The organism is Paraburkholderia sp. J63, from assembly GCF_905220245.1.
In the GTDB taxonomy this organism is placed as follows: domain Bacteria; phylum Pseudomonadota; class Gammaproteobacteria; order Burkholderiales; family Burkholderiaceae; genus Paraburkholderia.
Genome location: NZ_CAJMZF010000036.1, coordinates 1 through 17,062, shown reverse-complemented (window position 1 = coordinate 17,062; position 17,062 = coordinate 1). Strand labels below are relative to the sequence as shown.

General features: G+C 65.5%; 16 protein-coding genes. 7 read left to right on the top strand and 9 right to left on the bottom strand.

Features of this window, described 5'->3' with window-relative positions; all coding sequences use genetic code 11:
• Positions 1 to 312 precede the first annotated feature (312 nt).
• Entirely contained in the window at positions 313 to 1,683 is a 1,371-nt protein-coding gene (locus U5775_RS29055) for an MFS transporter (protein WP_322061566.1), read from the top strand.
• A 73-nt stretch (positions 1,684 to 1,756) separates the two neighbouring features.
• Here the strand turns inward: U5775_RS29055 and U5775_RS29050 are convergent, their stop codons facing one another.
• From U5775_RS29050 to U5775_RS29020, 7 genes are all read right to left on the bottom strand, one after another.
• Positions 1,757 to 2,506, bottom strand: a complete 750-nt coding sequence (locus tag U5775_RS29050) for an IclR family transcriptional regulator (protein ID WP_322061565.1) — start codon at positions 2,504 to 2,506, stop codon at positions 1,757 to 1,759.
• A gap of 95 nt (positions 2,507 to 2,601) precedes the next feature.
• On the bottom strand, positions 2,602 to 3,372 hold the full coding sequence (locus U5775_RS29045) for an amino acid ABC transporter ATP-binding protein (protein ID WP_322061564.1): 771 nt from the start codon (positions 3,370 to 3,372) through the stop codon (positions 2,602 to 2,604).
• Entirely contained in the window at positions 3,369 to 4,016 is a 648-nt protein-coding gene (locus U5775_RS29040) for an amino acid ABC transporter permease (RefSeq protein WP_322061563.1), read from the bottom strand. The genes U5775_RS29045 and U5775_RS29040 overlap by 4 nt, the downstream gene beginning before the upstream one ends.
• A 22-nt stretch (positions 4,017 to 4,038) precedes the next feature.
• Positions 4,039 to 4,755 (bottom strand): amino acid ABC transporter permease, encoded by a 717-nt coding sequence (locus U5775_RS29035; protein WP_322061562.1) that lies wholly within the window; start codon positions 4,753 to 4,755, stop codon positions 4,039 to 4,041.
• A 75-nt stretch (positions 4,756 to 4,830) separates the two neighbouring features.
• Positions 4,831 to 5,664, bottom strand: coding sequence for a transporter substrate-binding domain-containing protein (locus U5775_RS29030; RefSeq protein WP_322061561.1), 834 nt, complete (start codon positions 5,662 to 5,664; stop codon positions 4,831 to 4,833).
• 506 nt (positions 5,665 to 6,170) lie between these two features.
• Positions 6,171 to 6,872, bottom strand: a complete 702-nt coding sequence (locus tag U5775_RS29025) for a PQQ-binding-like beta-propeller repeat protein (protein WP_322061560.1) — start codon at positions 6,870 to 6,872, stop codon at positions 6,171 to 6,173.
• The gene (locus U5775_RS29020; RefSeq protein WP_322061559.1) at positions 6,869 to 8,131 is read right to left on the bottom strand and encodes a helix-turn-helix domain-containing protein; all 1,263 of its coding nucleotides are present in this window, start codon (positions 8,129 to 8,131) and stop codon (positions 6,869 to 6,871) included. Before U5775_RS29020 ends, U5775_RS29025 begins: the two co-directional genes overlap by 4 nt.
• 108 nt (positions 8,132 to 8,239) lie before the next feature.
• Between U5775_RS29020 and U5775_RS29015 the strand changes: the two genes are divergently transcribed.
• Both U5775_RS29015 and U5775_RS29010 read left to right on the top strand, forming a co-directional pair.
• Positions 8,240 to 9,004, top strand: a complete 765-nt coding sequence (locus U5775_RS29015) for a DUF899 domain-containing protein (protein WP_322061558.1) — start codon at positions 8,240 to 8,242, stop codon at positions 9,002 to 9,004.
• Between the two features lie 25 nt (positions 9,005 to 9,029).
• Positions 9,030 to 9,845 carry a DUF2182 domain-containing protein gene (locus U5775_RS29010; protein WP_322061557.1) on the top strand — a complete coding sequence of 272 codons (816 nt, stop codon included), beginning with the start codon at positions 9,030 to 9,032 and terminating at the stop codon, positions 9,843 to 9,845.
• A 248-nt stretch (positions 9,846 to 10,093) separates the two neighbouring features.
• Here U5775_RS29010 and U5775_RS29005 read toward each other — a convergent pair whose 3' ends face one another.
• Positions 10,094 to 10,318 (bottom strand): hypothetical protein, encoded by a 225-nt coding sequence (locus U5775_RS29005; protein ID WP_322061556.1) that lies wholly within the window; start codon positions 10,316 to 10,318, stop codon positions 10,094 to 10,096.
• 270 nt (positions 10,319 to 10,588) lie between these two features.
• Between U5775_RS29005 and U5775_RS29000 the strand changes: the two genes are divergently transcribed.
• From U5775_RS29000 to U5775_RS28990, 3 genes are all read left to right on the top strand, one after another.
• Positions 10,589 to 11,308 (top strand): YceH family protein, encoded by a 720-nt coding sequence (locus U5775_RS29000; RefSeq protein ID WP_322061555.1) that lies wholly within the window; start codon positions 10,589 to 10,591, stop codon positions 11,306 to 11,308.
• Between the two features lie 282 nt (positions 11,309 to 11,590).
• The gene (locus tag U5775_RS28995) at positions 11,591 to 13,102 is read left to right on the top strand and encodes a CoA-acylating methylmalonate-semialdehyde dehydrogenase (protein ID WP_322061554.1); all 1,512 of its coding nucleotides are present in this window, start codon (positions 11,591 to 11,593) and stop codon (positions 13,100 to 13,102) included.
• Between the two features lie 239 nt (positions 13,103 to 13,341).
• The gene (locus U5775_RS28990; RefSeq protein WP_322061553.1) at positions 13,342 to 15,069 is read left to right on the top strand and encodes a tetratricopeptide repeat-containing glycosyltransferase family protein; all 1,728 of its coding nucleotides are present in this window, start codon (positions 13,342 to 13,344) and stop codon (positions 15,067 to 15,069) included.
• Here the strand turns inward: U5775_RS28990 and U5775_RS28985 are convergent.
• Positions 15,023 to 15,940 (bottom strand): AraC family transcriptional regulator, encoded by a 918-nt coding sequence (locus tag U5775_RS28985; RefSeq protein ID WP_322061552.1) that lies wholly within the window; start codon positions 15,938 to 15,940, stop codon positions 15,023 to 15,025. The genes U5775_RS28990 and U5775_RS28985 overlap by 47 nt on opposite strands.
• 187 nt (positions 15,941 to 16,127) lie before the next feature.
• Here U5775_RS28985 and U5775_RS28980 point away from each other — a divergent pair, with 187 nt between their 5' ends.
• On the top strand, positions 16,128 to 17,033 hold the full coding sequence (locus tag U5775_RS28980; protein WP_322061551.1) for an NmrA family NAD(P)-binding protein: 906 nt from the start codon (positions 16,128 to 16,130) through the stop codon (positions 17,031 to 17,033).
• Positions 17,034 to 17,062 lie beyond the last annotated feature (29 nt).

The following is a 17,062-nucleotide window of genomic DNA, read 5'->3' as shown; positions in this document are numbered from 1 at the left end:
GATTCCATGGCAAGGCGAAATGCGCGAGGACGGCCGTCGATTTTCGACGCCGTCAACGGCGGCGTCACTGTACACGAAGGGTTGCCGGGAGCGTTGCCTGCGTGTTTCTCGCGCGACGCAATCGAACTCACAATGCATCAAGATGTGACATATCATTGTGACACCACCCTGGCGATCCATAGCGGAAATCGCACGCAGCGCCGCCGCTGAGGCCATCGCGCTCGCCACGTGGCGCGCATTCGCCCCTCTCTCGAATCCACTCGCCGCGCACCGGGTCGCCGGACCCTATCACCCTTACTTTTGGGGTGCGAAATGAGTGACCAACCGTCGGGAGCGCTGCTCCTCTCCGAACAGGAAGCCCACCGTCAATTGCGCCGCGCCGTGATTGCCAGCACGATCGGGACCACCATCGAGTGGTACGACTTCTTTCTCTACAGCATTGTCACCGGCCTCGTCTTCGCGAAGCTCTACTTTCCCGAATCGGACCCGCTCGTCGGCACGCTGCAGGCGTTTCTGATCTACGCCGTCGGCTTCATCGCGCGGCCCGTTGGCGCGGCCATTTTCGGCCACTACGGCGACCGCGTCGGCCGCAAGGCCACGCTGATCGTCACGCTGCTGCTGATGGGGCTCGCCACGTTCGCCGTGGGCTTCGTGCCCACCTACGCGTCGATCGGCATCTGGGGCGCCGTGCTGCTCACCGTGCTGCGCTTCATTCAGGGCGTAGGCGTGGGCGGCGAATGGGGCGGCTCGGTCCTGATGTCGATGGAATGGGCGCGCAGCAATTCGCATCGCGGCCTCGTGGCTTCCTGGCCGCAATTCGGCGTGCCCGCGGGGCTGTTCGTCTCCAATCTGGTGGTGCTGGCCATGAGCCAGATTTCGGGCAGCAATTTCATCACCTGGGGATGGCGCGTGCCGTTTTTCCTGAGCATCGTGCTCGTCGCCATCGGCCTCTATATTCGCCTGAGCATCCTCGAAACGCCGATCTTCGCGAAGCTGCTGGCCGAGCACCGGATCGAAAAGGCCCCGACGATGGAGGTCATCCGCCGCCAGCCCAAAGACATTCTGCTTTCGGCATTCGCGCGCATGGCCGAACAAGCGCCGTTCTATATTTTCACGGCCTTCGTTTTCGCCTATGGCGTGAGGACGCTCGGCGCCTCGCGCGACCTCATGCTCACGGCCGTGCTGGCCGCTTCGGTGGTGGAGTTCTTCACCATTCCGTTGTTCGGCCACGTGTCCGACCTGATCGGCCGCAAGCGCATGTACATGATCGGCGCGGCCTGCGCCGGCCTGTTCGGCTTCGTTTTCTTCGCGATGATCGACACGCGTAATCCGGCGCTGATTTTCTTGGCCGTGGTGCTTTCGCTGGTGCCGCATTCGATGCTCTATGGGCCGCAGGCCGCCTTGATCGCCGAGTCGTTCACAGGACGGCTGCGCTATAGCGGCGCCTCGCTCGGGTATCAACTGGCCTCGCTGATCGCAGGCGGTCCCGCGCCGCTGATCGCCACGGCGCTGTTCGCTTATTACCGCTCGGGCTATGCGATCGCCGCTTATATTTTCGTCTGCGGCGTGGTGAGTCTCGTGGCGGCCTGGCGCATGGGCGACTACACGAACAAGGACATTTCGCGCGAATACGACGATGCTCGCTCGCTGGGCGATGGCGGGCACACTCCGCGGCACGCCTGAAACAGACATGCCGCTTGCGCGGCTCCGCTTTCGCGCAGGCGCTGCGCGAGGTTATTGCCCCGATGCCTCGGGCTCAAAACTTCGACAGCGCCTGCGCGGAACCGATCAGATCCTCGAGCATCAGCGCGCGCTTGGCGGGCTCGGTGTCGCGGCTCGTCATGAAGCAGAGCGCCGCAATCGTGGCGCCCGAGCGGTCGCGGATGGGCGCGGCCATGCAGAGCCGGAACGTATTGGAAAGGCCTTCGGTGCAGCAATAGCCCAGTTCGGCCGCGTGCTCGATGTCGTGCAGAAAATCCGCAAACTCGACGCGCTTGCCGTTATCGAGCACGAAATCTTCATCGGGAATGAGCGCGCGAATCTCGTCGGCGCCCAGATGGCCGAGCAGCAGGCGGCCCGTCGCGGTCCACGGAATCGGCACCTTGACGCCGATTTCCGAGCTGATGTTGAACGGCCGCGAGCTGTTCTCCGAAAGCACTACCGTATATTTGTTGCCTTCGAGCGTGCACAGTTGCGCGGTCTCGTCGTGCTTGCGCACGAGCGCGAGAATGGCCTGGTGCGAGCGGCTGATCAGGTCGTTGTGCTGCGCGTAGTCCGAGCCGTAGTAATGCATTTCGCGGCCGAAAAACACGGCGCCGTCTTCCGCCACTTCGAGCCAGCCCGCCTCGGCCAGAATCGTGACCAGCTCATAGACGCTCGAACGCGGCGCGCCGGTGGCCTCGATGAGCTCGCGCATCGTGAGCGGACGCCGCGCGAGATGCAACTGCCTGAGAATGCCGATGACGCGGTCCACCCCTCTGGCCCTCGACGATTCGGGTGCCGACATGAATTGAACTCCGTGCACGCGAGCGTGCATGTGATGAAAGAATGGCCGGGAGCATACACGATCAAGACCTGAAGCCAGATCACGTCATGCCCGATTCAATGATCGAGCACGCGATGCAGGAATTGCTTCGTGCGCTCGTTCTGCGGCGTCACGAAAATCTTCTCGGGCTCGCCCTGCTCCGCAATCACGCCCTTGTCCATGAACACCACGCGGTCCGCAGTCTTGCGCGCGAAGCCCATCTCGTGCGTCACCACGACCATGGTCATGCCATCGCGCGCGAGCCCGCGCATGACCTCGGTGACTTCGCCCACGAGTTCGGGATCGAGCGCCGAAGTCGCCTCGTCGAAGAACATGATGCGCGGCTCGACCGCGAGCGCGCGCGCGATCGCCACGCGCTGCTGCTGGCCGCCGGAAAGCTGGCTTGGGTAGTGCTCCGCGCGCTCGGCGAGACCCACGCGATCGAGCGCTTCCATCGCGCGCCTGCGCGCGTCGGCGGGACTCATCTTGCGCGCCTTGATGAGCGCGAGCGTCACGTTGCCGAGCGCGGTCTTGTGCGGAAACAGATTGAACTGCTGGAACACCATGCCGACGTGTCCGCGAATCTCTCGCGCGCGCCGCGCATCATGCAGCGGCACCTCGTTGACCCAGACTTCGCCGGAGTCGGCCGTTTCCAGGCCGCTCATGATGCGCAGCACGGTGCTCTTGCCCGAGCCCGAGGCGCCGATCAGCACGAGCACTTCACCGGGGCGCACGTCGAGATTGATTTCGGTGAGCACCTTGGTGGCGCCGAACGATTTGCTCACGCCCGCGAGCGTGATGACGGGCTTCGCGGCGGCCGCGGAGGGGTTGGTGGCGTTAGCGTTCATGACAGCACGTTCCTTCGATCATGGTGGCGCACCCACTGCGAAAGCGGGAAGCACACAGCGAAATAGAGCACGGCAACGAGTCCGTAGATTTCGGCCGGCTTGCCAACCCGGTCGACGATGGCCTGCCCGCCGTGCATCAGCTCGGACATGCCGATCATGCTGACGATCGACGTGTCCTTGATGAGCGAAAGGTATTGGCCGATGAGCGGCGGCAGCACGATTTTTCCGGTCTGCGGCAAGACCACCGAGAAGAACGCCTGGGTCCGGCTCAGGCCGAGAATCTGCGAGACCTCCCATTGCCCCTTGGGCACGGCTTCGATGCCCGAGCGGAAGATCTCGGAGATATAGGCGCCCTGATAGACGCTCAGGCCCACGACGCCGGCCGCGAATACGTCGATCGCATAGCCGAAATACGACACGCCGAAATAAATGAACATGAGCGTGATGAGCACGGGTGTGCCGCGAAACAGCTCGGTATAAAGCTGGGCGATGCGCGAGGTGCCCCCCGGCCCGAACGAGCGCAATATCGCGGCCACGAGCCCGATAATCGTTCCGCCGGCGATGGACGCCACGGACAACAGCAAGGTCCCGAGCAAGCCCTGCAGCAGGATCGAGAGGCTGGTCCTCAACAATTCGGTCGACATTCTGGATCTCCGGTTCGAGGGCTCACGAGCGGCGGGGCTGACGCGCCATGAAGAACGGCATGCGCGCACGCTTTCGCATCACGAGCGGCGGATGGAAGACCCGCGCGCCAATGCGCGCCGCGATCCACGAAAGGCAATTGCTGAGCACCAGATACGCAATCAGCGTGATGGTGAAGGTCTGGATATACAGCAGCGTGCGCGAGTTGATGACGGTGGCCGTGCCGGTCAGCTCGGGCAGCGCGATCGCCGAAAGCAGCGACGTGCCCAGCAGCAACTGAATGAGGTTGTTGACGATGGCCGGATAGACGGCGCGCGCGGCTTGCGGCAGCACAACCTCGCGAAAGACCTGCGCGCGCGAAAGACCCAGAATGCTGGCCGCTTCGATCTGGCCGCGCGGCACCGACTGAATGCCCGCGCGAAACACCTCGGACAGATAGGCGCCCACGTTCACGCCGAGCGCAATCACGCCCGCCGTGTACGCGCCCAGGTTGAGCCCCATCGACGGCAAGCCGAAGAACACGATGAAGATCTGCAGCAGGATCGGCGTATTGCGGATGACCTCGACATAGCAGCTCGACACGAGCCGCAGCACGCCGGCCCGCGAGGCCGCCGCGAGCGCGGAAAGCAGGCCGAGCACCAGCGCGAGGCAAAAGGCCAGCAGCGTGACCTGCAGCGTCAGCCACGCCGCCGCAATGAAGTCGGGCATGTAGCCCCACAAGGTAAGCCATTGATAACTCATTTCCTGCCTCTGGGTAAAAGTCGGCCGCTTGCCGTTCGCCTGAAACGCTTGCGCTCAGCCACGCGCATTCACCATTCACATCTGCGGATTGAGCGGATAGCGCGGCTCGACGCCAAACCACTTTTGGTACAACTGAGCATTGAGCTTCGACGCGTTGATGTTGAAAAGGAACAGGTTCAGATAGTTGAGCCACACCTGATCGCCGGCCTTCACGCCGAACGCGTTGTACTCGAGCGGCACGAGCGCTTCGTTGGTGACGGCGAGGTCCGGATCGAGCTTGGCCTGATAGGCGAGGAAGTTGTTGTCTTCGATCATCGCGTCGGCCTGGCCCTGCTTCACGGCCAGAATGGCGGCTTCGGAGCTGTCGTATTCCTGAATCTTCACCTGCATGTTCAGCGCGCGGACTTCGTCGCCGTTCGTGGAGCCCTTGACGGTGGCGATGGTGCGGTTCGACATGTCCTTGATCGACTGGATCCCGCTGCTCTTCTTCACCAGCAGCGCTTCGCTCGCGACCACATAGGGCGTCGTGAAGCCGATCTCCTTGGCGCGTTCCAGATTGCGCGTGAAGTTGCAGAACACCACGTCGACCTTGCCCGTCTGCAGATTCGGAATGCGGTTCGCGCTCGTGGTGTTCACCACTTCGAGCTTCACGCCCATTTCCTTGGCCAGTTCCTTCGCGAGATCGACGTCATAGCCGTCGGGCTGGCCGTCCTTGTTGTAGAAGCCGAACGGCGCGAACGTCAGGCAGTCGCCCACGCGCAATGTCCCGCGCTGCAGCACCGCTTGCAGCGTGGAGGCCGCCGCCGCGTTCTGGCCTGTGGTCGGCACCTTCGTGCAGCCGGCGAGCGCCAGCAGGCCGGCCACGGCAAACAGGCAGGCGAACTTTGCGCTTTCTTTGACGAGTTTCATTTTGCGATCCTGATCGGAGAGGAATTAGTCCAGGCGTGAAACCGGGTGGCGCTCAGCCTCGCGTTTGCGGTGGGCGACTGGCGGTGGCGCCCCCCGATTCGTCCGATATACCGGACGACAATCTGATGCACCGGATGCGATGCAGTCTTTCACGGAAAAAAAATTCCGGCAATGGGGTATACGCGAGTACGCAAGGGAGCGGCCGGCGCGCTTCGCGCGGCCGAAATCGGCGGTGGGATGCGGAGAATGGACCGTTGCGGGGGAGAAGGAGGCGAGGTGCCGACGGTGAAATGGCGGCGGTATGCGCCCGCGCCGCGATGGCGCGTGCACCGTCATTCAACGAGTGACTGTGATCTGTACCAGAAAATCTATTCGGATAACCAACGATTAAGATCCGCCACGAGCCGGTTCAACCGGAATCGTGTGCGGATCTTTATGCGGGCTGGAAACGGCTGCAAGAAGCTGTGCAGCAATACGCCCGTTCCAACGATGAAAACCAGCGCCGCTCAAGCAGCCGTTTCATCGTCCCCATGACGCGTGGCATCGCGCTGGGCGACACCCCGCTGGGCGGCACCCCGCTTCGGCCGGCGCACCGCGCGGATTTTTCCGCTATTGCCGCCGCCACAGAAGAACTGATCGGCGCCATCCGATTCGAGCCCCGAGACGCCGATCCCCGGCGGCATGTCGAGCCGCTCGAGCACCTTGCCCGTATGCGGATCGATGCGCCGCAAGTCGCTCTCGTCGCCCTCCCAGGTCGCGTGCCAAAGCTCGCCGTCCACCCAGGTCACGCCCGTGACGAAGCGGCTCGCCTCGATCGTGCGCAGGATCTCGCCGGTTTCCGGATCGATCTGGTGGATCTTGCGCTCGCGGTACTCGCCCACCCAGAGCGAGCCGTCGGCCCACGCGAGCCCCGAATCGCCGCCTTTGCCCGGCGCCGGCAGCGTCGCGAGCACGCGGCCCGTCTGCGGATCGATCTTCTGGATCTGCGCCTCGGCAATCTGGAACAGGTGCTGGCCGTCGAAGGCCGTGCCCGCATGCGCGGCAACGTCGAGTGAGCCGACCGTCTCGCCGCTCTGCGGATCGAGCGCCGTGAGCCGGTCGCCAGTCGCGAACCAGAGCCGGTTGCCGTCGTAAGTGACGCCGTTCACGCGCTCGACGCCGGGGAACGGGCCGTATTCGCGAATGATGCTGGCAGGGGCACGCTTCATCGTCTTCTCCTTTTGGTCCGATGCTTCATGTCCCCATCCTGGTCGCCCGGCAGCGGCGCGGGGAGTAACAAGGTCGTCGCGAATCCGGGCGCGGGCGGCATGGTCCAGCGGCGCGCGCGCGCCTGGCCGAACGCCTGGACCTTGCGCCCCGCCGCCAGCGCGTCGAGCGCGCGCTGCACGGTGCGCTGGCTCGCCCCCAGCGCGAGCGCGAGCGCCGAGCTCGACCACGATTCGCCATCGGCGAGCAGCGCCAGCACCGCCGCGTACTTCTCTTCGACTGGCCGCGCCAGCACGACCACGTCGCGCGCATGCCGTGGCGCGAGCGCGAAACCCTGCTGCGTCGCGTCGATGTCGGCCATGTCGCGCAACAGGCTACGCAGCCGCCCGATCTCGACACGCAAGCGCGCGCGGTGCGATTCGTCGGCGTGCTTCATGCGGAAGGCAAGCGCGATGAGTTCGTCGCGCGGCACGTCGCCGGGCCACGCCTCGGCCAGCGCGCGCGCCAGCACGAACAGCACCGGCCGCCGCGCGAGCGGCACCACGGCCTCTCGCTCGCGCACGACGTAACGGCATGCGTCGACGACCAGTGCTGGTGAGGCCAGCAACGCCTCGACTTCCCCGAGCAACATGGAACGCGCCTCGCCGCGCACGACGAGGCGCGCCGCGGGGACGTCGAGCAGTTGCGCCGCGCGCTCGACCTCGGCGATGAGCGGCGCGATGCCCGCGAGACGCGCCGCGTGCGCCGCGGCGGCCAGCGCATCGCGGGCCGCCTGGGTCTGAATGCGCCGCATCGCGATGCCCGCGACGATCAGCGCGTGCGCCGCGCGCAGCGCAGGCGGCAACGGCGCGGGATCGATCGCGGCGAGCAGGCGCTCTGCCTCGTCGAGCCGGCCGATCAGCAGCAGGCGGCGGATCTCCAGATAGCGCGCATGCGCGGCGTTCAGGCGATCGCCGTGCGCTTCGAGCGTTCGGCGCGCCGCGTCGAGCGTGGTCACGGGCCAGCCGAGATCGCGCGAGGCCAGCGCGATTTCCGCTTGCGCCACGATGCAGCGCGCGCGGGCCACCGCCTCCCGCGCGCCGAACGCGCGCGCCGCGCGGCGCAGCAGTGCTTTGGCGCGTTCGAGCTCGCCGAGCTGCGCCATGGCGATGCCGCGCAGCGCGAGCGCGGGCGGATCGTCGCGCAACGCGACGCGATTCAGCGCGCCGAGCGGATCACCGGTCGCGAGCGCGCGCGCCGCCGCCGTGATCAACGAGTCCATGCTCATCCGAATCCCGACACACTTGTCACTCCCTCCCCCGCGAAGCCCGGACCTAATCTACCACGGCACTCTTTTGACTCGCCGCCACGCCACACACAGGAGGCAACGATGGCCACGCATACGACTGGAACGCGCGAGCAATGGCTCGCGGCACGGCTCGACCTGCTCGCAGCCGAAAAAGATCTCACCCGGCGCAGCGATGCGCTGGCGCAGCAACGCCAGGCGCTGCCCTGGGTGCGCGTCGAGAAGACCTATTCGTTCGACACCGAACAGGGCCGTGCAACGCTGCCGGATCTGTTCGCCGGACGCTCGCAATTGCTTGTCTATCACTTCATGTTCGGGCCCGACTACGCGGCGGGCTGCCCGTCGTGTTCGGCGCTCGCCGATGGATTCGCGGGCAGTGCCGCCCATCTCGCGAACCACGACGTGACGCTCACGGCGGTCTCGCGCGCGCCGCTCGCGAAGCTGCTCGGCTACCGGCAGCGCATGGGCTGGACGTTCCCATGGGCCTCGTCGCACGGCAACGATTTCAACTTCGACTTCAACGTCTCGTTCACCGCGCAGCAGCAGCGCGAAGGCAGCGTCGAATACAACTACCTGCGCGGCAGCCACGCGATGGACATGGAGCCGCCGCCGGTGCCCGTCGTGCAGTTCGCGGCGAGCTGCGGCACCGACGCCGCCACCTATGCGCTCGACCGCCCCGGCATGAGCGCGTTCGTGCTCGAAGACGGCCAGGTCTATCACACGTATTCGACCTATGCGCGCGGCCTCGACGGCCTCTGGAGCATGTATCAGTGGCTCGACCGCGCGCCGCGAGGACGCAACGAGGCCGGCGTCTGGTGGAAGCGGCACGACGAGTACGTCACTCGCTGAAGTCGCTGAGATCATTGGGGCGGCCATGGACCTCGTCGACATGACGCGCGCGCCCGGGGGCTCACGGCGCGTTGCGTCGAACGCAATCCTGATCGGCGCGGCGGCGCTCTTCTTCGCGGCCAGCGCGGCTGCGACGCTGCGGCGCTACGCGTACATGGCGACGATGAGCGGCACGCCGATGACGGGAGGCTGGATGCTATCGGCGATCTGGACGCCGATGTGCGGGCAAACATGGCTGCATGCCGCCGCCTCGTTTGCCTGCATGTGGGCCGTGATGATGCCCGCGATGATGCTGCCCGTGCTCGTGCCGATGCTGTTGCGCGAGCGCGTTGTGTGGCGTGACACTTCCGAATTTCAGTCTGGATTGCTAATTATCTTGATCGCTTCAGGCTACTTCCTGGCCTGGATGCTGGCCGGGCTCGCCGTATTTCCGCTGGGCGCTGCACTGGCCGCGATCGCGATACGGCTGCCGTCCCTCGCTCACGCCACGCCCGCCGCTGCGGGCGCCGTCGTTGTGCTTGCGAGTCTGCTTCAATTCACGTCGTGGAAAATGAAGCGGTTCGGCTGCTGCAGGGCGATGCGCCCATGCGCGCGGCGCCCGCATGGCGGCGCTCTTACGGCCGTGCTCCGGGGCATGCGTCTCGCGCTGCATTGCGGAACGTGCTGCGGCAACTGGATGGCCGTACTGCTTGCGCTCGGCGTGATGGACTGGCGCGCGATGGCTCCCGTGACGGTAGCCATCGTCGCGGAGCGCGTCGCGCCACGTCACGAATGGGTCGCGCGGATCGTCGGGTATGCCGGCGTGATTGTGGGCGGGGCAATGATGATGCGGGGCTTGTGACGCTTCGATGGCTGACATGGCAGAGCGGATTCTGCGCGTGCACAGCGGTCACGCACGAAACGCGCGTTCAAAGAACCAGGACGGAGAAGAAGAAGCGACCTCAATGATCATCGTCATACCTTTCAGGGTTGCGTGATGACTGGCAAAACAGAAAACCGAGCAGACCAGAAAGTTTGTTCAGTGGGGGCCGAAAAAGCGGTATTGCCGCAGGTAACAGCGACGCAGGGACCGGAAAGACCAGTCCCTTTTTATTGCGCAAAAGCGGCGAGCGCACTCTCGCGAAGATCGCCGAGTACGCGATCTCCATCACGCCGGGCTTCGGTTTCGTGCACGAACGTGGTCTCGCTATAAGCGATGACCTTGAAACCGCTGCCAGCGGGCCTGGGTACGGTAATGCCCCAATGCCAGCCGCCTTCCTGTTCGAAGACATGCAGCCTTGGGGATGAGTGCAGCATTGGCGATCCGGACGACATGATGGCACGCCCTCCTTTCCACGTCATGGGCAGACTCAAGCAGTGTAGGCATCATTTTGCTGCAGTGCAATAAGGATTGTTACCGACTGTTTGCCCAACGACACGGTTTGCCTTCGGAAACCGGCTTCCGGGCGGTTTCCGCGCTGAAAAACGTTGCAAATGGAAATAAAAATTACATGGTGAGCCAGCCCCGCGCCATGGCGATACGCAAGCGCGGGCCGAGCGGGTATCATCGAATCCCCGTGAAACACTCCCTGCCGGACCCCGCATATGAACACCCCAGCCGATGCTTCCTCGCCGCGCGCGCTGCGTGCGCTCACGCCGCTTGAAGCGCGCATCGTCGGCGTGCTGATCGAGAAGCAGCACACCGTGCCGGACACTTATCCGCTCTCGCTGAACGCGCTCACCTCGGGATGCAACCAGAAGACGGCGCGCACGCCGGTCATGAACGTGAGCGAGGCCGAGGTGCTGAGCGCCATCGAAGACCTCAAGCTGCTGAGCCTCGTGTTCGAGGGCAGCAGCAGCCGCGTGCCGCGTTTCGAGCACAACCTCAATCGCGTGCTGGGTGTGCCGACGCAGGCCGTCGCGCTGCTCACGGTGCTCCTGCTACGCGGCGCGCAAACAGCCGCCGAGTTGCGCCTGAATTCGGCGCGCCTGCACGGTTTCGCCGACATGTCCTCGGTCGAGGCCTTTCTGAGCGAACTCGCCGAACGCGAGCCGCCGCTCGTGGTGAAGCTGCCGCGCGCGGCCGGCGAGCGCGAAAGCCGCTGGATGCACCTGCTGTGCGGCGAGGTGAGCGTGAGCGCCTACGCGACGGCTGGCGCGGAGTCCGTAGAGCGCGAGGCGGGCGGCGTGACGCCCGACGAATACGAAGCGCTCAGGGCCGAACAGCAGCGTCTTGCCGATGAAGTCGCGCGCCTGCAAACGATGGTCGAGCGCATGGCCGAGGAGCTGGGCATTTCGATCGAGAAGCTCTCGGGCGCAGTTTGATGAAGTGGGGGGCGGTCCCGGTGATCGCCCCCCACCGCTAATGTGCATGTCGATATCGCACCGGCACGCGCTTCATTAATATCGTTCTCCTGACGATATTCCCCTTCCGGCGATAACAGGCTTGCGGCTCGTGACGGGCGATAGCCCGCGCACCCCACCATCTTTCATCGTTTCATCTCGCGATTGTTCGCCAGCCAAAACAATCAATTCAGCGCACGCGTCTTTGCAGCGTGCCGGCACCTCCGTACACTGGCCTCCATCAACCCATGGCGAGGAGATGAGATGCAGGCCTATACCGATACCGCAGACGTAGTCCACTTCATTGGCGGCAAGACCGAGCGCGGCACGGGCGACCGGACCCAGCCCGTGTTCAACCCGGCCACGGGCGCCGCCGCGCGCCGTCTGGTGCTGGGCGAGGCCGCCGACGTCGACGCCGCCGTGGCGAGCGCGAAAGCCGCGTTCCCGGCCTGGCGCGACACGCCGCCCATCCGCCGCGCGCGCGTCCTGCTGCGCTTTCTCGAGCTGATGAACCGTCACGCGGACGACCTCGCGGCCATCATCACGGCCGAGCACGGCAAGGTCTTCACCGATGCGCAGGGCGAAGTCGCGCGCGGCATCGACGTGATCGAATTCGCCTGCGGCATTCCGCAACTGCTCAAGGGCGACTACACGGAGCAGGTCTCCACCGGCATGGACAACTGGACCGTGCGCCAGCCGCTGGGCGTGGTGGCCGGCATCACGCCGTTCAACTTCCCGTGCATGGTGCCGTGCTGGATGTTCCCGGTCGCGCTGGCCACGGGCTGCACGTTCGTGCTCAAGCCGAGCGAGCGCGATCCCTCGGCGGCGCTGTTCATGGCGCGCCTCCTGAAGGAAGCGGGCCTGCCCGACGGCGTGTTCAACGTCGTGCAGGGCGACAAGGTTGCCGTCGACGCGCTGCTCGCGCATCGCGACGTGAAGGCGGTGAGCTTCGTCGGCTCCACGCCGATCGCGAACTACATCTACGAGACAGGAGCTAAGCACGGCAAGCGCGTGCAGGCGCTGGGCGGCGCGAAGAACCACATGGTCGTGATGCCCGACGCGGACATCGAGAAGACCGTCGATGCGCTGATCGGCGCGGGCTACGGCTCGGCGGGCGAGCGCTGCATGGCGATCTCGGTCGCGGTGCTGGTGGGCGACGTGGCCGACAAGATCGTGCCGCTGCTCGCGGAGCGCGCAAAAAGCCTCGTCATCAAGAACGGCATGGAAGCCGATGCCGAAATGGGCCCGATCGTCACGCGCCAGGCGCTCGAACGCATCGAAGGCTATATCGCGACCGGCGTGGAAGAAGGCGCGACGCTCGTGGTGGACGGCCGCGGGCTGAAGGTGCCGGCTCACGAAAACGGCTTCTTCACGGGCGGCACGCTGTTCGACCACGTCACGCCCGAGATGCGCATCTACAAGGAAGAAATCTTCGGGCCGGTGCTGGGCTGCGTGCGCGTGAAGGACTTCGCCGAGGCGGTGCAACTGATCAACGACCACGAATTCGGCAACGGCGTGGCCTGCTTCACGCGTGACGGCAACGTGGCACGCGAGTTTGGCCGCCAGATCGAAGTGGGCATGGTGGGCATCAACGTGCCAATTCCGGTGCCGATGGCATGGCACGGCTTCGGCGGCTGGAAGCGCAGCCTGTTCGGCGACATGCACGCCTATGGCGAAGAAGGCGTGCGCTTCTACACGAAGCAGAAGTCGATCATGCAGCGCTGGCCGGAAAGCACCGAAAAGGGCGCGGAATTCACCATGCCCGTGGCCAAGTAATTCGTATTGCGAAGTAATGGTGGAATGCGTCCCTGCCCGCGTGAAGCGGGCAGGGACGCATTTTTTTGGCGCAGCGCCATTACGCGTCGTTCCGTGTCAGCTTGCGGAAAGCCTTGGAGCCACATCAATCCCCGTCGCATTTGGGCCGGGTATTCCGGACGTCGCGCCCGATATCGGACTGCTTTTAGGAATTATCCCGTTCAAGGTATGAGCGAGGCGTAGCACGATGAGCGATTCAAATGACAGACAAAGGTGAAGGCATGTGGACCGCTGAATCCTGGCCGACGGCTCAGTCGCTTTACTCATCGGGACAATACGGCGAGGCGCTCACGCGCCTCGATCCATTATTGCAATCCGCACCCTCGCACTGGCAGGCCCTTGAGCTCGCTGCGCGCTGCCTCCACGAACTCCAGCACGCAACCGCTGAAAACGAGCACGCGCAAGCGGAGCAGCGCACGCGCCATTGTCCGGCCAATCAGGCGGAGGCGCTCAATAGTCTCGGCTGCTGGTTTTATGGCCGCAGGCAATTGCCGCAAGCGGAGCACGCGCTCGAACTGGCGCTTTCGCTCAAGCCTGACTGGCCCGCGGCGCTCAGCAATCTCAGCCTCGTATTGCGCAGCCAGCAGCGCGAAGCGGAGGCGGAGGCAAGCTTGCTGCGCGCGCTAACCCTCGCACCGGACTACGTGGCCGCCCGCAACAACCTCGCGATACTGCTGTGGCAAACCGGGCGACTCGGCGACGCTGAAGCGCAATATCGGCGGATTCTCAGCATTGCGCCCGACTACGCGCTCGCCCACAACAATCTGGGCCTGGTCCTGCTGGATCTCGGCCGGCCGCAGGACGCGGAAGTCGCTTTCCGGCACGCCCTGGCTAACGATGCCGGCTCGGCCGAGATGCACAACAACCTCGGCAATGCGCTGAACCGGCAACGCCGCAGCAACGAGGCCATGGCGGCCTATCGCGAGGCGCTGGCGCTGCGGCCCGATTACACGACCGCGCGGGGAAACCTGGCGATGCTCCTGCTGTCGCTCGGCGCGTTCGAGGAAGGCTGGCCCACCTACGAAGCGCGCAATGACGCGCCCGCGGGCGCCACCGATGGGCAGCCGCCGCCCGTGCCCTGGCCTCGCTGGCGCGGCGAGCCGCTGGAGGGCAAGTCGCTGCTCGTCTGGCCCGAGCAGGGCTATGGCGATCTGCTGCAGTTCTGCCGTTATCTGCCCTTGCTGAAGGCGCGCGGGGCGACGGTCAGCTTCGCCTGCCCGCCCGCGCTGACACGGCTTTTCGGGAGCCTCGCGGGCGTGGACGCGATCTATCCGCTCGACGGAAAAAGCACGATTGCCCGCCACGACTACTGGAGCCTGATGCTCAGCCTGCCGACGTTTTGCGGCACGACCCTCGACACGATCCCGGCCCACACCCCCTACCTGCGCGCGCCCACCGGTTTGACGCGCGAGTGGCGCGCGCGCCTGCCCGCGGACGCTTTCAAGGTCGGTCTCGTCTGGGCCGGCGATCCCCGGCCCCACGATCGCGGATCGAATGCGATCGACAAGCGCCGCTCCCTGCCGGCGCGCGCGTTCCTGCCCTTGCTGCGTATCGCGGAAGCCGCCGGCGTGCGCTTCGTGAGCTTGCAGAAAGGGGCCGCGTCGCAGCCGCAGATCGAAGACCTGCCGCCCGATCTGCGGCCCTTCGACCCGATGGCCGACGTGCACGATTTCGCGGACACCGCCGCAATCATCGAATGTCTCGACCTGGTCATTTGCGTGGATACCTCGGTCGCGCACCTCGCCGGGGCGCTCGACAAGCCCGTGTGGATCCTCTCGCGCTACGACGGCTGCTGGCGCTGGCTACGCGACCGGGACGACACGCCGTGGTACCCGCGCGCGCGCCTGTTTCGCCAAACCGGGCCCGATGACTGGACCTCGGTCATCGATCGCGTGACGCAAGCGCTGATGGATCTGCGCAAGCCGTAGATCGAGCCGTTTTCTCGCGCATGATCTCGCGCGGCGTCACGCCGAGCACGCGGTTCATCCAGTGCGCCAGGTGGCTCTGGTGCGCGAAGCCCACTTCCAGCGCGACCTGGGTGGCGTTCAGATGCCCGTCGAGCAGCAGCGTCTTCGCGCGCTCCACGCGGCGCCGCACGACATACTGATGCACGGGCATGCCCAGCGTCGCGCGAAACAGCACCTTGAAATGCGGCACGCTCAACTCGACAAGCGCGGCAAGCTCAGCGAGCGTGAGGCGCCCATCGAGATGGCTCTCGATGTAGTCGGTCACGCGGGCAGCCTGGCGCGGCGAGAGCATCGCGCGCCGCGCTTCGGGCGGCGCGGCGGCGTCGAGCAGGCGCACCGCGATCGCCGTGCCGATGCTTTCCGCGTATAGCGGGTCCGAGGCCTCGCCCGCTTCGAGCTCGGCGCGCAGCGCCCATGCGAGATGCTGCAAGCGCGCGTCGCGCATCTGCAGGCGCGGCTGGATCGTTGCGGTATCCGGATTGCGCACGAGCTGCCCGGCGATTTCGTGCACGAACGCGTCCTCGAGACGGATGCTCAGTACCGTGCAGTCGGCGTCGTCGGTCCATACTCCATCGAGTCCCGCGGGGACGACGTCGGCATCGCCTTCCGCCTGGAGGCGCGCGAGACGCAAGCCATCGCAGACGCAATGCGCACGCACCGGCGCGCCGAAATGCACGCCGATACGGTGGTACGCCGTGCCGGCAATGCGGTGGCGGCCCGCCTGGATGGCCAGCACTTGCGCGCCGAAGCCGCGCCAGCCCAGGGCGTCACTGCTTTTCAGGGCGACGCGGCCACCGGCCGGCGCCATCGCGTCCTCCAGCACTGCATTCATGGCATCCCCCTTTTGCGCGCCGTCCAGTCGGGCCGGTGCGCAAAACGTCGAGCGGCCAGTCTAGTGGATTCGGGGCGTCAACGCACGAGCGCGCATCATACGATTCTGCTCGCTACGATCCTTTCCTGCGCGTGTGTCGGTCCCGGCTCCTTTACGATCGTGACGATCCTATCTGCCAGGAGCCGACATGTATGTCATTTTTGGAGCATCGGGTAACGCGGGGTTCGCAACGGCGACGGCGTTGCGCCATGCGGGCCACACCGTGCGCGCCGTGGTGCGCGATACGCGTCATAGTGCGCGCCTTGCCGCGCTTGGCTGCGAGGTCGTGCGCGCGGATCTGACCGATCGCGCTTCGGTTGCCGCGGCGATTCGCGGCGCGCACGCGGTGCAGATTCTTTGTCCGGTGCCCGTGGCCGACGCGCATCCCGAGGCGACGATGCGCACGATGGTCGACGTCGCCGCCGACGCGCTGCGCGCGGACCCGCCCGAGACCGTGCTCGCGCTATCCGACTATGGCGCCGAGCTGGACGCGAATACGGGTATAACGCGGCTTTATCATTATTTCGAACGGCAATTGAACGCTGTCGCGGCTCAATTGATTTTGCTTCGTTCTGCCGAGCATATGCAGAACTGGCGACGCACGATTCCCGCCGCACTGGCCTCGGGCGTGCTGCCGAGTTTTCACCATCCACTGAACAAGCGCTTTCCTACGGTCGCGGCACAGGACGTCGGTGCCGCGTCGGCAGAGCTACTGCTCGACCCGGCGCGCGGACACGGCCCCCGCGTGGTGAGCATCGAGGGCCCGAGGCGTATCAGTGCGGCATATGTCGCCGACGTGCTCGCCGAAATCGGCGGCCACGAGGTGGTCGCGCGCGAGCTGCCGCGCGAGCAGTGGACACCGGTGCTGCTGCGCGCGGGCCTCAGCGAACGTCATGCTCAGTTGATCGTGGATCTTTACGACGTGCACAACGCGGGCAAGATCGACGTCGAGTTCGGCATGCACGAACGGCGCTTCGGCAAGACGGAGCTGATCGAGGTGTTCGCGCCGATTGTCTCCGGCCTGCGTGCCGGGCCGCGCATGCAGGGGGCTTGAGGGCTTGATGGCGCCTGCGTTTCCGATGC

Coding starts and splice junctions, on each gene's coding strand:
- U5775_RS28995 (WP_322061554.1), top strand. CDS start 11,591: ATGCAGGCCTATACCGATACCGCAGACGTAGTCCACTTCATTGGCGGC.
- U5775_RS29055 (WP_322061566.1), top strand. CDS start 313: ATGAGTGACCAACCGTCGGGAGCGCTGCTCCTCTCCGAACAGGAAGCC.
- U5775_RS29040 (WP_322061563.1), bottom strand. CDS start 4,016: ATGTCGACCGAATTGTTGAGGACCAGCCTCTCGATCCTGCTGCAGGGC.
- U5775_RS29005 (WP_322061556.1), bottom strand. CDS start 10,318: ATGTCGTCCGGATCGCCAATGCTGCACTCATCCCCAAGGCTGCATGTC.
- U5775_RS28985 (WP_322061552.1), bottom strand. CDS start 15,940: ATGAATGCAGTGCTGGAGGACGCGATGGCGCCGGCCGGTGGCCGCGTC.
- U5775_RS29015 (WP_322061558.1), top strand. CDS start 8,240: ATGGCCACGCATACGACTGGAACGCGCGAGCAATGGCTCGCGGCACGG.
- U5775_RS28990 (WP_322061553.1), top strand. CDS start 13,342: ATGACAGACAAAGGTGAAGGCATGTGGACCGCTGAATCCTGGCCGACG.
- U5775_RS29035 (WP_322061562.1), bottom strand. CDS start 4,755: ATGAGTTATCAATGGCTTACCTTGTGGGGCTACATGCCCGACTTCATT.
- U5775_RS28980 (WP_322061551.1), top strand. CDS start 16,128: ATGTATGTCATTTTTGGAGCATCGGGTAACGCGGGGTTCGCAACGGCG.
- U5775_RS29045 (WP_322061564.1), bottom strand. CDS start 3,372: ATGAACGCTAACGCCACCAACCCCTCCGCGGCCGCCGCGAAGCCCGTC.
- U5775_RS29030 (WP_322061561.1), bottom strand. CDS start 5,664: ATGAAACTCGTCAAAGAAAGCGCAAAGTTCGCCTGCCTGTTTGCCGTG.
- U5775_RS29010 (WP_322061557.1), top strand. CDS start 9,030: ATGGACCTCGTCGACATGACGCGCGCGCCCGGGGGCTCACGGCGCGTT.
- U5775_RS29020 (WP_322061559.1), bottom strand. CDS start 8,131: ATGGACTCGTTGATCACGGCGGCGGCGCGCGCGCTCGCGACCGGTGAT.
- U5775_RS29025 (WP_322061560.1), bottom strand. CDS start 6,872: ATGAAGCGTGCCCCTGCCAGCATCATTCGCGAATACGGCCCGTTCCCC.
- U5775_RS29050 (WP_322061565.1), bottom strand. CDS start 2,506: ATGTCGGCACCCGAATCGTCGAGGGCCAGAGGGGTGGACCGCGTCATC.
- U5775_RS29000 (WP_322061555.1), top strand. CDS start 10,589: ATGAACACCCCAGCCGATGCTTCCTCGCCGCGCGCGCTGCGTGCGCTC.